This is a genomic window from Raineyella fluvialis, assembly GCF_009646095.1.
Taxonomy (GTDB): Bacteria; Actinomycetota; Actinomycetes; order Propionibacteriales; family Propionibacteriaceae; genus Raineyella; species Raineyella fluvialis.
This window is the reverse complement of the sequence record NZ_CP045725.1, coordinates 94,079-107,541: the sequence shown is the minus strand read 5'-3', so window position 1 is coordinate 107,541 and position 13,463 is coordinate 94,079. Positions and strand designations below refer to the sequence as shown.

General features: G+C 71.2%; 13 protein-coding genes and 1 tRNA gene. 5 read left to right on the top strand and 9 right to left on the bottom strand.

Annotated features, from left to right (window positions below; translation table 11 throughout):
- Positions 1 to 17: 17 nt before the first annotated feature.
- Together Rai3103_RS00435 and Rai3103_RS00430 are read right to left on the bottom strand one after the other, a co-directional pair.
- Entirely contained in the window at positions 18 to 845 is an 828-nt protein-coding gene (locus tag Rai3103_RS00435; RefSeq protein WP_153570915.1) for an IclR family transcriptional regulator, read from the bottom strand.
- A 27-nt stretch (positions 846 to 872) separates the two neighbouring features.
- Positions 873 to 2,213 carry an MFS transporter gene (locus Rai3103_RS00430; RefSeq protein ID WP_153570914.1) on the bottom strand — a complete coding sequence of 447 codons (1,341 nt, stop codon included), beginning with the start codon at positions 2,211 to 2,213 and terminating at the stop codon, positions 873 to 875.
- Positions 2,214 to 2,320: 107 nt separating this feature from the next.
- Between Rai3103_RS00430 and Rai3103_RS00425 the strand changes: the two genes are divergently transcribed.
- The 4 genes from Rai3103_RS00425 (at position 2,321) to Rai3103_RS00410 (ending at position 6,054) form a co-directional block, all read left to right on the top strand.
- Positions 2,321 to 2,773: a hotdog fold thioesterase gene (locus Rai3103_RS00425; RefSeq protein ID WP_153570913.1), complete on the top strand. Its 453-nt coding sequence runs from the start codon at positions 2,321 to 2,323 to the stop codon at positions 2,771 to 2,773.
- A 153-nt stretch (positions 2,774 to 2,926) separates the two neighbouring features.
- Positions 2,927 to 3,283 (top strand): non-heme iron oxygenase ferredoxin subunit, encoded by a 357-nt coding sequence (locus Rai3103_RS00420; RefSeq protein WP_153570912.1) that lies wholly within the window; start codon positions 2,927 to 2,929, stop codon positions 3,281 to 3,283.
- Between the two features lie 154 nt (positions 3,284 to 3,437).
- Complete coding sequence (locus Rai3103_RS00415; protein WP_153570911.1) at positions 3,438 to 5,330, top strand: DUF294 nucleotidyltransferase-like domain-containing protein; 1,893 nt, start codon at positions 3,438 to 3,440, stop codon at positions 5,328 to 5,330.
- Positions 5,331 to 5,361: 31 nt separating this feature from the next.
- Positions 5,362 to 6,054 carry an exonuclease domain-containing protein gene (locus Rai3103_RS00410; RefSeq protein ID WP_153570910.1) on the top strand — a complete coding sequence of 231 codons (693 nt, stop codon included), beginning with the start codon at positions 5,362 to 5,364 and terminating at the stop codon, positions 6,052 to 6,054.
- 34 nt (positions 6,055 to 6,088) lie between these two features.
- On the opposite strand, the gene Rai3103_RS00405 is transcribed toward Rai3103_RS00410, so the two are convergent.
- The 3 genes from Rai3103_RS00405 to Rai3103_RS00395 are packed head-to-tail and all read right to left on the bottom strand — an operon-like array spanning position 6,089 to position 8,553.
- Positions 6,089 to 6,616, bottom strand: coding sequence for a hypothetical protein (locus Rai3103_RS00405; RefSeq protein WP_153570909.1), 528 nt, complete (start codon positions 6,614 to 6,616; stop codon positions 6,089 to 6,091).
- 27 nt (positions 6,617 to 6,643) lie between these two features.
- A complete protein-coding gene (locus Rai3103_RS00400) occupies positions 6,644 to 7,396 on the bottom strand; it encodes a type 1 glutamine amidotransferase (protein WP_153570908.1) in 753 nt (250 codons plus the stop codon).
- Complete coding sequence (locus Rai3103_RS00395) at positions 7,393 to 8,553, bottom strand: MurT ligase domain-containing protein (RefSeq protein WP_228489371.1); 1,161 nt, start codon at positions 8,551 to 8,553, stop codon at positions 7,393 to 7,395. The genes Rai3103_RS00400 and Rai3103_RS00395 overlap by 4 nt, the downstream gene beginning before the upstream one ends.
- A 279-nt stretch (positions 8,554 to 8,832) precedes the next feature.
- Between Rai3103_RS00395 and Rai3103_RS00390 the strand changes: the two genes are divergently transcribed.
- Positions 8,833 to 9,744, top strand: coding sequence for a ribokinase (locus Rai3103_RS00390; protein ID WP_153570906.1), 912 nt, complete (start codon positions 8,833 to 8,835; stop codon positions 9,742 to 9,744).
- Here Rai3103_RS00390 and Rai3103_RS00385 read toward each other — a convergent pair.
- The 4 genes from Rai3103_RS00385 to Rai3103_RS00370 all read right to left on the bottom strand — a co-directional run bounded on the left by Rai3103_RS00385 (position 9,720) and on the right by Rai3103_RS00370 (position 13,393).
- A complete protein-coding gene (locus Rai3103_RS00385) occupies positions 9,720 to 11,687 on the bottom strand; it encodes an acyl-CoA dehydrogenase family protein (protein ID WP_153570905.1) in 1,968 nt (655 codons plus the stop codon). The genes Rai3103_RS00390 and Rai3103_RS00385 overlap by 25 nt on opposite strands.
- Positions 11,688 to 11,813: 126 nt before the next feature.
- A tRNA-His gene (locus Rai3103_RS00380) sits at positions 11,814 to 11,886 on the bottom strand.
- A gap of 132 nt (positions 11,887 to 12,018) precedes the next feature.
- On the bottom strand, positions 12,019 to 12,690 hold the full coding sequence (orn, locus tag Rai3103_RS00375; RefSeq protein ID WP_153570904.1) for an oligoribonuclease: 672 nt from the start codon (positions 12,688 to 12,690) through the stop codon (positions 12,019 to 12,021).
- A gap of 91 nt (positions 12,691 to 12,781) precedes the next feature.
- On the bottom strand, positions 12,782 to 13,393 hold the full coding sequence (locus tag Rai3103_RS00370) for a class II aldolase/adducin family protein (protein ID WP_153570903.1): 612 nt from the start codon (positions 13,391 to 13,393) through the stop codon (positions 12,782 to 12,784).
- Positions 13,394 to 13,463: the final 70 nt, after the last annotated feature.

Genomic DNA, 13,463 nt, shown 5'->3' with positions numbered 1-13,463 from the left:
GGCCCGCCGCTGCCGCGTCAGGGACGGATGTCCTCGACCGGGGTCCATCCGGCCTCGCCGGCGTCGATGCGCGCCTGGACCCCTTCGCTCAGAGTTCTGGCGGTCTGGAGGAGTCCCGCCTTGAGCTCGTCGGTCAGTCCGGCCGCGCTTCGGGTGGAGACCGCGATGGCCCCGACCTGTCGCCGGTGCACCACCAGGGCACTGGCGGCGGAGTAGACGCCGGGATGCCATTCGGCGAGGTCGAGGGCGATGTTGCTGTGCCGCACGGCCTGGAGCTGGCGTTCCAGCTCCGTGCGGTCGGTGATGGTCGCGGACGTGAACCGGGGCAGCGGGTCGGGCAGGATGCCGTCGCGCTCCTCGACCGTGAGCCAGGCCAGCAGGGCCTTGCCGAGGGCGGTGCCGTGTGCCGGCAGGACGTCGCCGGCCTTGGGCGCGGGCAGCTCATCACGCCCAGTCAACCGCTCCACGAAGGCGACCCGGACGCCGCGGAGCACGGCCAGGTGGACGGTGGTGCCCGACCAGGCGTTCAAGCGTGCGAGATGGGGCAGGCAGAGGTCGCGCAGGTTCGAGGCCGGCATCGAGGTGGTGATGGCGAACAGCCGCATGCCGATCCGGTAGGCGCGGTCGTGGCCCTCGATGATGTCCAGCGACATCAACCGGCTGAGCAGTCGGTGCACGGTCGACTTCGGCAGCCCGCTGCGCTCCACCAGTTCGGTGAAGGTGAGCACGCGGTCCTCCGCCGAGAAGCACTCGAGCAGCAGGAACGCCTTCGACAGGATCGAGGGCGTCGACGTGGTCCGGCCGTGCTCGGTCGGCACCGCGGTGGCGGGGATCGGGACGGTCATCAGGGCACCCTCGAGGTCACCCTCCCATCATCGCCCAGGACGGGAGTGTCCGGCGGTCCGGGCACCGACGCCGGTGCCGTACGGGTGGAGCCCGCGTCCGGCGAGGTGGGAGATCACGGTCAGCGGGACGCAGAGGGCGGCCAGGCCGTAGAAGAGGACGTCGTAGTCGTACGCCGCGTGGCCCCAGGCCAGGAGGAATGGCAGCCCGAAGCCCGCGTACGCGAGGGCGTAGAGCAGGGCGGAGAGGAGGGCTTCGGCGCGCGGGGAGGCGACCAGTTGGATCCGCACCAGGGATCCGCTGATCACCAGGCCGTAGCCGGTGCCCAGGACGCCGGACATGCCCCACACCGTCCAGGGGTCGAGTTGGTGCAGGCGCCACGCCGCGACCACCGTGGTGGCGATGATCAGCGCCATGCCGATCGTCGGGGCGGGCATCCGCAGGGGGGAGTGGACCCGGCGGATCGCCTGCTGGATGCCGAAGCCGAAGGTGAGGGCGGTGGCGCAGAGCAGCGTCAGGTAGAGCACCGAGACAGGGCCGTGGACCGCGGCGAGGCGCTGCGGGAGGATGGCGTACGCCAGGCCGAGCGAGCCGAAGATCAGCGGTGCCACGGGCAGCACGGCGAGCAGGAGCCGGCGCTGACCGGCGCCGGAGCCGCTGCCGGGAACGGTCCTGTGCGACGATGTGGGCACCGGAGCCCCGGCGGCTTCGGCGCCACGGCTGGTGACCGGGACGGCGACCAGGGTGACGACGGCCAGCAGGATGTGCGGGACGTACGCGGAGACCAGCGGCGCCGGCGCGGCGTACGCCAGCAGGCCGGCGGCGGTCGATCCCAGGCCGAAGCCGGTGGTCAGGCTCAGCGCCGACACCCGGGCCGCTGCGGCGAGCCGCCGGGAATCCAGTGGCCCCCGTCCGAGGACCAACCGGCGGACCCACGCGCTGCCGTTGACCATGCCGGCGCCGAGCGCGAGACCGCTGAGGACCCGACCCGCGACCAGCATGCCGACGTGGTCGCCCGCGGTGGCCAGCAGGATGCTGCCGGCCAGGCTCAGCAGCACCGCGATGATGTTCAACGTCCGCAGCCGCCACCGTCGCTGCAGCCGCGCCGAGACGAACAGTGCCGGGACGATCCCGGTGACGTAGGCCCCGAGCAGCATGTTGACGGTGAGCTGGTCGAATCCCCGCAGCGTCTCGTACGGCCCCAGCAGGGGCGTGAACTGGTTCCCGCCCCAGGCCACGGTCACCGTCGCCAGGGCCGCCGGGACCCAGGCCCGCCGTTGCGGCCGAACCGGTGCGAACGGTGCCGGGGTCACCACCGTGGAGTCGGTCTCGATCTCGGTGGCGACAGGGCGGCGGTCCAGGAGGGTCACGTGTCAACGGTAAGGAACGTGTGATCTGTCACGCCGGGTAAGTTCCGGTCATCGGAACTCCGTATCAGCGTGATCGCGTGGCCGCCTCAGGCTGGCAGGCTGGGGCCATGACGATCTGGTACGAGGATGCGATCGATGTCGATGTGATCAACGAACGCAGCCGCGGCTCAGCCGTCGAGCATCTCGGCATCGTGATCACGGGCGCCACCGACGACTCTCTGCTGGGCAGCATGACGGTCGACCAACGTACGGTGCAGCCCTTCGGCGTGGTGCACGGCGGGGCCAGCGTCCTGTTCGCGGAGACCCTTGCCAGTTGGGCCGCGACCTACACCCTCGACCAGTCCCGGCAGTACGCAGTCGGGTTGGAGATCAACGCCAACCACGTCCGCCCCGGTCTGCCGGGCCTTCTCCACGGGGTCGCGACACCGATCAACCTGGGCCGGACGACACAGGTCTGGGACATCCGGATCACCAACGAGGCGGGCAAGCTCGTCTGTGTGAGCCGGTGCACCATGGCCGTCCTCGACGTTCCGGACCCCTCCCAGGGGCCGGTCGACTGACGTTGGTCGACGCGCGCCCAGGGTAAGGGACAAGGCTGGGGCGGGGGTGGTCAGTGCGTTCCGGACGGTGCAGCCGTCCCTACGGCCTGGCGGCAGGGACACGTACGATCGCGACAGGGCCCCGAGGAGGGGCCGGAGCGGGAGTGTGAGGACATGGGCGAGGGCATCGTGATCGCCGGCGTCGGCGAGGTCGCCGATGGGGGAGTGCTGGTCGTGCCGAAGTCCACCACTCATACGGAGGAGGACATCGCCGTCTTCCGTGTCGGCGACGACTACTTCGCGCTGGACGACATGTGCACCCATCAGGAGGCCCTGCTGTCCCGTGGCTGGGTCGAGGAGGGTGAGGTGGTCTGTCCGCTGCACCTCGCGAGGTTCCGCCTGTCTGACGGGATGCCGACCTGCTTCCCCGCGACCTGGCCGACTCCGACGCATCGCGTCGAGGTCCGCGACGACGTCATCGTCCTGTTCCCTGGGGTCCCTGCCGAAGGAGCGCCCGTCCTCGAGCGCTGATCGGGATCCCGTCATGTGTGCGTCGTGACGGGCGGAGTGGCGGATCTGCCGAAGTGGTGGCAGCGGGTGGTCCGGCATGTCATGCTGACCACGACGCGGACACGGGGCCCGCGCCGGGCCCCCTCGCGACAGCAGCGACCGCGACGGGAGGACGATGAACGTCGAGCTCACCGGCATCCGGGACTTCCTGGCCGCCCATCACCCCTTCGACCTGTTGCCCCCCGAGGAGCTCGACAGCCTGCCGGCGCGGCTGACCGGCCGCTACTTCCGTCGAGGCACCGTCATTCTTCCCGCCGGACGCCCGACCGAGGCGGTCTACATCCTCCGCAGCGGTGCCGTCGACATCACCGACGCCAACGGGGCACTGGCCGACCGTTGTGGTGAGGGTGGTGCCTTCGGCGTCTCCGCCGCCCGCGACGACGGGCCCTCGCGGTTCACCATGACGGCGCTGGAGGACAGTCTGGCGCTGCTGATGACGCCCGAGGACTTCCGTCGCTTGCTCGCGTCGTACCGGGACTTCGCCCGCTTCTTCGACGAACAGTCCGCGGAACGCCTGCAGGCCGCCGTCGAGGCATTGAGGCTCCCCGAGGCCGGCCACGAGGTGCTGCGGACCACGCTGCGCGACATCGTCTCCCGCGCCCCGGTCAGCGTCGACGAAAACCTGACCGTCCGCGATGCCGCCCGGCTGATGACCGCGAATCGCGTCTCCGCTCTGCTCGTCACCCGGCCCGGTGGGGAATCCGGGGACGCGTTGAGCGGCATCGTGACGGACCGGGACATGCGTCGTCTCATCGTCGGTGAGGGACTGCCCGCCGAGGGGCCGGTGTCGTCGATCATGACCGCCGACCCGATCACCATCGACCCCGACGCCCCGGCCGTCGAGGCGATGTTGATGATGATGCAGCGGGGTTTCCACCACCTGCCCGTCGTCGAGCACGGCCGCCCCGTCGGGATGGTCACCAGCGGCGATATCATGCGCCTGCAGCAGGCGAACCCGGTCGCCATCGTCGGCGCCATCGCGGCCTGCGACGACCTGGACAGCCTGATCGTCGCGCGGGGCCGGCTGCCTGGTGTGGTCCGCGAACTCGTCCGCCAGGACGCCTCCGCCGCCGAGATCGGCCGGATCGTCACCGCCGTCGGCGATGCCGTGACGCGTACGCTCCTGCGGCTCGCCGAGGCGGATCTCGGCCCCGCACCGGTGCCGTACGCGTGGGTGGCGCTCGGATCGCAGGGCCGCCTTGAGCTCGGGCTGTCGTCCGACCAGGACAACGCCCTCGTCCTCCCGGACCCTCCCGATCCGGCCGCGGATCCCGATCCCGCCGTCGACGAATGGTTCGCCGCCCTCGCCGAGCGGGTCACCGCCGGGCTGGCCGCGTGCGGCTACCCGCTGTGCCCGGGCGACATCATGGCGACCAACCCCGCCTGGCGGCTCTCCCGGTCCCAGTGGTTCCAGGTCTTCACCCGGTGGATCAGCGAGCCCGACTCCGATGCGGTCCTGCACGCCGACACCTTCTTCGACATGCGGGCGATCACCGGCGCCGACCTGGTCGAACCGCTGCTCGACGCCGTGCACCGGGGCACCGCCGACAACCAGCGGTTCCTCGCCCGCCTGGCCCGCGAGGCCGTTTCCTGGGTGCCTCCGATCGGGTTCTTCCGGGGCTTCGTGCTCGACCGGGCCGGCCAGGGGACCAAGGGGCTCGACCTCAAGGCGGGTGGTATCGCCCCGATCGTGCAGATCGCGCGCGTTCACGCCCTCGCTGCCGGCCTTCCCGAGGTCAACACCGCCGCCCGGCTGTCCGCCGCAGCGGCGACCGGTGGGATCTCGCAGCGACGTGCCGACGACCTGCGTGGGGCGTACGAACTCATCAGCCACTTGCGTCACCAGCACCATAGTGAGCAGGCCGAGCGCGGGGAACCCGCCGACAACGTGATCGATCCGGGCTCCCTGTCCACGATCGACCAGCACAGCCTGCGCGACGCGTTCCGCATCATCAAGGAGGCCCAGCAGGAGCTGGCCTTCACCTATCAGCTGCACGCGGTGTCATGACGCTGCCCACCGGTCGCCGGGAGATGTCCTGATGGCCTGGCCGTTCAGCGCGGAGGGCCGACTCCGCAGGACAGCGACGGCCCTGCCGGAGGGGTCCCTGCGTACGGCCCTCACCACGCCACCGCCGGGGGCGCGTACGCCACTGGCCGACCTGCCCCTGCTCGCGGTCGACATGGAGACCACCGGCCTGGACCCTCGGCACGACCGGATCCTCAGCATCGGCTGGGTCCCGATCGACGGCGTGGTCATCCGGCTCGGCGGCGCCGGGCAGGTCCTCGTCTCCGGGGAGGAACTGGGGGAGACCGGCGTCGGTCAGAGCGCCACCGTTCACGGGCTCACGGACGACCGCCTTCAGCAGGGGGTTCCCCTCGCCGTGGCACTCGAGCGCTTGCTCGGCGCCCTCGCCGGGCGGGTCCTGCTGGCCCACCACGCCCCGCTGGAGGTGGGGTTCCTGGTCGCTGCCTGCCAGCGGTTATGGGGCGTACGCACGGATCCCCCGGTCGTCGACACGATGCGCCTGCACCGGCGGGTGATCGCCCCTGGGTTCGACGACGAGCCGCGCGGCGACGACCTGCGGTTGTGGAACGCCCGCGCCCGCTACGGGCTGCCGCCCAGCGGAGCCCACGACGCGCTGGACGACGCGTTGGCGGCGGCGGAGCTCTACCTCGCCCAGATCGCCGAGTTGGGCCTGGAGTCCGCCGACCTGCGGGCCGTACGCAGCTGAACGGCACCGACCTGACAGCGCGGGACGACCGCGGTCATTCGTTGATGTCCAGCAGAGTCCAGACCCTGCCGTCCCAGTCGAGCAGGGTGACCTGGTGGTCCTGGTTGAGCAGGACGTGGGCCCACGGGCCGAGGGACTCCCCGCCGACCATCGGCGCGTCGACGTGTTCGAAGACCAAGCCGGCCGGGCCGTGCAGGCCGTCGATCGTACGGATCGGGCGGTATTCGTCGCCGGGGCGTCCCCACAGCGGCAACAGGTGCGGCCACAGCAGGTAGAGCGCCGGGTGGAACCAGCCCGGCGGGTACTCCTCGATCCGCCGGCGCGCCCCGGCCGACGGTTGGACGTCGTACGCCCGGATCGAGGGGCCGTTGCCGATCCACTCGATGCTCGAGGACTGCACCACCCACCGGTCACCGGGGGCCACCGCCACCTCGTAGCGCTCGTCCCCGTCACTGACGACCGCGGCGGCCTCCCGGTGTCGGGCCCGGGTCAGGACCAGTGCGGAGAGCGCGATCAGCTCGGACTCGGGTACTGGCGGCAATGCCTCGTCGGGCTCGTCCACGGCGGTCTTCCTGGGTCGGTCGGACGGTCAGCCCCGGGCGCCCTGACGGATGGCCGCGACCCGTTCCCGGCGCAGGCCGGGGATCGGGACGACCGGCAGGGGATCGAGACGGGTACGCAGAGCGGTCTCCAGCAGGAAGTCCGCCAAGCCGGGGTTGCGGGCCAGGATCGGGCCGTGCGGGTAGGTGCCGACGACGGAGCCCTGGATCGCCCCCTCGGTGGCCGAACCGTCACCGTTGCCGATGCCGATCTCGACGTCGGCCAGCGGCGACGCGTCGGGGCCCAGGGTGGTCATCCCGCCATGGTTCTCGAACCCCGTGACGAGCGCGTCGTCCCCGCTCAGCGGCGTGACGTCGCCCGGTAGCGGCCGCAGCCGGGTGAGGATCTCACCGACGGCGCGGACGTCGCCGCGTCGGGTGGTGATGTCGAGCAGACCCAGTCCGGGCATCACCTCCTCACGCTCACCGATGGTGAACGTGGTGCCGAGGATCTGGTAGCCGGCACACACCGCGAACACGACCGCACCCCGCTCTGCGGCGCGGTGCAGGGTCCCCTCCTGGCTGAGCAGGCGGACGGCCGTGGTCTGCGCGCCGTCCTCTCCGCCGCCGAGGAGGTAGATGTCGGCATCGTCCGGCAGCGGTTGGCCCGGTTCGGCGACGGTCAGTCGGGGCTCGAAGCCGCGCCACTGCAGGCGCTTCATCAGCACGGTGGCGTTGCCGCGGTCCCCGTAGATCCCCAGCAGGGACTGGTAGACGAGGACGATGTGGACGGGGCGGGTCATGCCAGGCCTCCGAGCTTGCGCAGCTTCTGGAACGGGGTGTAGGTCGAGAGTACGTCGACGTGCTCACCGCGATCGGTCAGCGCGGTGGCGAGGTCGGGCACCACCGTGCACTCCACCTCGGCATAGGCGAGTCGGACGGCGAGGTCCTGGGCGCGTGGGCCGGTCGCGATGACCTTCTTGCCGGCCAGCTGCTCGTAGTTGACGTCCCACATCCAGGACAGGTCCCGGCCGTCCGCGGCGACCGCATCGATGGCGAGCACCACCGTGTCGGACTGCAACAGCGGCAGGGCCTCGTGCCAGCCGGCCGGATTCTTCGCCAGCAGGAGCCGGGCGGAGGTGGTGCCGAAGTGCGTCGTCGCGAACCGGCCGGCGGGGGAGGTCACCGTCCGCATCCCGGCCAGAGCGTCCGTCACGCCCACGCCGAGCTGTTCGGCGGCGGCCAGGGCGCAGGCGGCGTTGCCGACGTTGAAGCCGCCGGGCACCTGGAGCTGCGGGTCGTGGGCCACCCCATGGCGGTCGACGATCTGACCGTTCTCCACCCGGATCACCGCGATCGGCTCGCTCATCCAGCAGGCGGGGCAGTCCCAGTCGCCGGGATCGCCGGTCTCCGGGTGAGGGTTGCGACGCAGGAGGATCGCCCCGCACTCGGGGCACATAATGGCGTCCTCCTGCCAGGTGGAGGCGGTGTCGATCCAGATGACGTGCTTCGCGGCCTTGGCGGCCCAGACCACGAGCGGCTCCTCGGCATTGGCGACGACCACCGGGCCGTCGTCACCGGCCGCGGCGAGGGCGTCGCGCCAGGACCGGGCCAGCTTCTTGATCTCGTGGTTGCGGTCGAGCTGGTCGCGGGAGAAGTTCAGCAGGACGAGGACCTCGGGCCGGCCCAGCCGGACGATGTCGGCGACGACGCGCTCATCGGTCTCGAGGATGGCGATGTCCGCGCGGGGCGACTGCGACAGGGCCGAGGCGATGCCGTAGTGCAGGTTGGCGCCATCGGCGTTCGTCACGACCCGGTCCGCGTCCCGCGGGCCGAGCCCCGCGCGGACCGCCGCCGCCAGCAGGTGCGTGGTCGTCGTCTTGCCGTTGGTGCCCGACACCGCGGCGATCCGGCGGCCCTGCAGCAGCTTGGTGAGGGCGTCGGGGTCGATCCGCGTCATCACCTGGCCACGGACGGACACACCCGATCCCTTGCCCGCGATCCGTGACAGGGTAGCGGCCAGTTGCCCCGCCCCCACCGCCGCCGCGAGGCGCAGCCGGGAGGTGGCGCTCAGCCGGGGTGGTGTCGCCGGGCGCTCGAGAGTGGAAGCCATGGGGCCTATTCTCCACCACCGTCGGAGCGGGTCCGTCCAGCGACCTTTCCCGCTGCCGGAACCCCCCATGGCAGCGCCACCAGGCAGGGCTAAACTCCGCTTCACTGTGACCTAAGGGGGCCGACCGTGACCATCGAGACCGCCACGCGCGTCGATGTGGTGGGAGGCGTGTCGGTGGAGACCGTGCTGACCGTGGACCACGTCCCGGATCGGGGGGAGGTCGTCGCCGCCGTCCCCGCAGCGCCCGGGCTCGGGGGCCGTGGTGCCAACCAGGCCGTGGCCGTCGCCCGCAGTGGCGTGGAGGTCCGGCTGGTGGCCTCGATCGGTGATGATCTCGACGGGCGCCAGATCCTCGCCGAACTCGCCGGTTTCGGCGTCTCCACCGAACTCGTGGCGGTCCACCCAGAGGCACGCACCGGTCACAGCTATCGCGTGGTAGCCCCCGACGGACCGCGTACGGTCGTCGTCCCGGAAGCGAACGCCCTCACCGATGTGGAGGCGGTCCGCGACGTGGCGGACCGGCTCGCCACCGCGGCCGTCGTGCTGCTGCAGGGGCAGGTCGGCCCGGCCGTCATCGAGGAGACGATCCGGCTGGCCCGCGACTGGCCCGGCCGGCTGGTGTACAACCCGGCACCCGTGGTGCCGATCGACCCGGCCCTGTACGCCGAGGTCGCGGTCCTGGTGGTGAACGAGGACGAGGCCGCCGCCCTGTGTGGGGTCCCGGTCACCCACGACGTCGGTGACATCGAGGACCTGGCGGTCGAACTGGCGAGCCGTGGACGCTCGGTCGTGGTCAGCATGGGCGCCGAGGGCGCCGTCGTCGTACCGTCCCGCCGCCCGGTGGAGGTGGTGATGGCCGCGCAGACCCACGTGGTCGATGCCGCCGGAGCGGGTGACGCGTTCGTGGGGGTGCTGGCCGCTGGTCTGGCCGTCGGCATGGGCGTCCAGGAGGCGACGGCAGTGGCCGTACGGCAAGCCACCCGGACGGTCGCCCGACGCGGTGCCGTACGCTCCTACCCGACCTTCGAGTTCGACTGAGCTTTCGGGCGCGGGAGCCGGCGGCGCCGGTCCGGCTTGGTCGACGGGCCCGGCTCCCAGGTGGTGACCCAGGGCCGGTCATCGGCCTGCTGGAGGATGCCCTCCTCGAGGAACAGGTACTCCCCGGCCAGCACCTTCTTCGCGGCCGCGCGATCGTCGGCGTCCGAGTTCGTCCACAGGGCGGTGAAGAGCGCGTCGACGCGGACCCGGGCCTGCCGGCAGAAGAGGTCCGCCAACTCGACCCCCTCGGGTCGTACGTCCCGCTCCGCTGTCGCCCGGACGCAGGAGGCCGCCATCGCGAACAGGTCGGCGCCGATGTCGACGATGCGCCCCAGCACTGCCTGCCGGTGCTCCATGCCCCCTTGCCAGCGCGCCATGCCGTAGAAGATCGAACGGGCCAGGCGACGCGTCGCCCGCTCGACGTAGCGGACGTGACCGGCCAGCGTCCCGTAGCGGGAGTACGCCGTGGCGACCATTCCCGGGCCCGCGACCAGTGTCGGCAACCAGGCCGCGTAGAACCCCGTGGCGTGACCGACGGCCCGTAGCTTCTCCTCCCGGGTCGCCTCGGGATCGATGATCGCGCCCGCCACGCTGAGATGGGCGTCGACCGCCTCCCGGGCGATGAAGAGGTGCATGATCTCGCTGGATCCCTCGAAGATCCGATTGATCCGGATGTCGCGCAGCATCTGCTCCGCCTTGACCACGCGCTCGCCGCGGGCGGCCTGCGACTCCGCCGTCTCGTACCCGCGGCCACCGCGCATCTGGACTGCCTCATCGGTGACCCGCCAGGCCATCTCCGAGGCGTACAGCTTCAGCAGGGCGGCCTCGATGCGGATGTCGTTGGACTCCTCGTCGGCGAGCATCGCGCACAGGTCGAGCATCGACTCCAGGCCGTACGCCGTGCCGGCCATGAATCCGATCTTGGTGGCGATGGCCTCATGTCCGCCCACGGGGCGACCCCACTGGACCCGGTTGGCGCCCCAGCCCCGCGCCGTCGCGACCGCCCACTTGGCGTTCGTGACGCACAGCGCCGGCAGGGAGAGCCGGCCGGTGTTCAGTGTCGTCAGGGCGATCTTCAGTCCGCGGCCCTCACCCCCGATGACGTTCTCCGCAGGGACGAAGACGTCGTGGAAGCGGGTGACCGAGTTCTCCAGTCCCTTCAGGCCCACGAAGGTGTTGCGATTCTCCACGGTGATACCGGGGGAGTCAGCCTCGACGATGAAGGCGGTGATGCCGGCTCGGTGTCCCTCCAGGGCCGGCACCCTGGCCATCACGACCAGCAGGGACGAGATGGGGCCGTTCGTGGCCCACAGCTTCACGCCGTTGAGGAGATACCCTCTGCCGTCCGGTGTCGGGGTCGCCGAGGTGGCGAGCCGGGCCGGGTCCGAGCCGACGTCGGGCTCGGTCAGCATGAAGGCCGACACCTCTCCCGCAGCCACCCGGGGCAGGTAGGTCCGCTTCTGCTCCTCCGAGCCGAACATCGCCACCGGCTGGGGGACCCCGATCGACTGGTGGGCGCTCAGCATGGCGGCCAACGAGGGGCTCACGGAGCCGACGAGGGTGAGCGCCCGGGTGTAGTAGATGTGGGCCAGCCCGAGGCCCCCGTAGGCGGCGGGGACGTTCATGCCGAACGCCCCGATCTCCGCCAGCCCGGCGAACACCTCGTCGGGGATCCGGTCATCGCGTTCGATGGCATCCGCATCGATGGTCCGCAGGTAGGAGGCCAACCGGTCGAGGAAGGCCTCCCCGACCGCCTGCTGCTCGGGGGCGGGCGTCGGCCAGGGCTCGATCAGGTCCAGTCGCAGCCGTCCGAGGAAGAGTTCGCGCCCGAAGCTGGGGCGCGTCCACTCCTTCTCCCGGGCTGCCTCAGTCACCTTGCGGGCCTCACGTTCGGTGGGGCCGGCGTCGCCATTGATCGGACGGATGTCTTGCTGTGTGGTCATGACCGCCTCCGCGTCAGCGCACCCTGCTGCCTCCACGGTACCCGGCGCATCGGCCCGGGGGCGGGCGATCGGACGGAATGACGAAGGGGCCGTCCCGACGTGTGTCGGGACGGCCCCTACCTTCGGGGTGAGTAACGGGGCTCGAACCCGCGACATCCTGGACCACAACCAGGTGCTCTACCAGCTGAGCTATACCCACCATTGTCGTCGCCGTCCGGTCTCCCGGCCGGGCGAACTTGAGCAGTATAGCCAGCTTTGGATCACGGACGCCAATCGACGCGATGGCGCCGATCGATGCCTTTCGTGGCCCCTGCTCGAGTGGGAACGCCGATCACTCCGCGTCGGCGGCCACGGCCCGATCGGCATCGGACTCGGCTGCCGCGACCCCGTTCTCCGGAAGACCGGTGAGGGTGCCCCGGTGCCGACGGGCGATCCGCTTGAGGGTGGTCGTGTCCGGTCCCGGCTTGTGGACGAACACGGCCTCCCGGTAGTAGCGCAGCTCCTCGATCGATTCCTGGATGTCGGCCAGGGCGCGGTGGTTCCCGTTCTTGGCCGGCGCGTAGTAGTAGGTCTTCGGGTACCAGCGCCGCGACAGCTCCTTGATCGAGGACACGTCGACGTTGCGGTAGTGGACGTACGCCTCCAGCTCGGGCATGTCCTTGGCCAGGAACGCCCGGTCGGTGCCGATCGTGTTCCCCGCCAGCGGGGCCTTGCGGGGCTCCTTGACGAACTGGCGCAGGTAGTCCAGCACCTGCTCCTGGGCGTCGATCATCGCGAGGCCGTCGGCCAGCTCGGGGAGCAGGCCGGACTTGGTGTGCATCTCGCGGACGAAGTCGCCCATGTGCTCGAGGGCAGCCTCGGAGGGCTTGATGACCACGTCCACGCCCTCGCCGAGGACGTTGAGCTCCGCATCGGTGACGAGCGCGGCCACCTCGATCAACTCGTCGTGGGCCAGGTCCAGGCCCGTCATCTCGCAGTCGATCCATACCAGTTCGTTCGTCACGCGTCGATCCTAGTCCGCGAGCCGGTGGCAGCCGCTCGGCCCTCGAGGAGCGGGCGCCCACCCGGAGGTGGGTCTGGTCACGGCCAGCGGTTCACCGGCCGGCGAGCACCCGCCGGACGTGGTCGATCCGCTCCGCCCCCAGCCGCCGCTCCCCGCCGATCATCCTCAGGGTGGCGGTGGTCTGTGCCAGGGACTCGAGACGCTCCATGGTCAGATAGGCCTCCTCGAGCGCGGCGCCCCAGGTGAGCGCACCGTGGAATTCCAGCAGGCAGGCCCGATGGCCCGGGACGAGGGGAGCGATGGCATCGGGTACCTCGGCGGTGCCGGGTGTCGCGAAGCCGGCGAGGGGCACCTCGGGGAGCTCTGTCAGGGTCTCCGTCATCAGGTCGCCGCGCAGCGACTCGCCGCGGATCGCGAAGGCGGTGGCGTACGGGGGATGGGCGTGCACCACGGCACCGATGGCCGGGTCCACCCGATAGGCGCGCAGGTGCATCGCGATCTCCGAGGACGGTCCGCGGCCGGTGCCGGTGCTGACGACATCGCCGTCCGTGGTCACGACGGCGAGCATCCCCTCCGTCATCGCCCCCTTGCTGGCGCCGGTGGGCGTGCAGAGGATCGTCCCGTCGGGCAGACGCGCCGACAGGTTGCCGTCATTGGCGGCGACGAGGTTGCGGCGCCACAGGCGTTGTCCGATGTCCACCATCAGACGGCGTACCTCTGGCTCCGAGGGGGAGGGGTGGTGCTGGCGGCCATGAGGGCATCCCTTCGTCGTC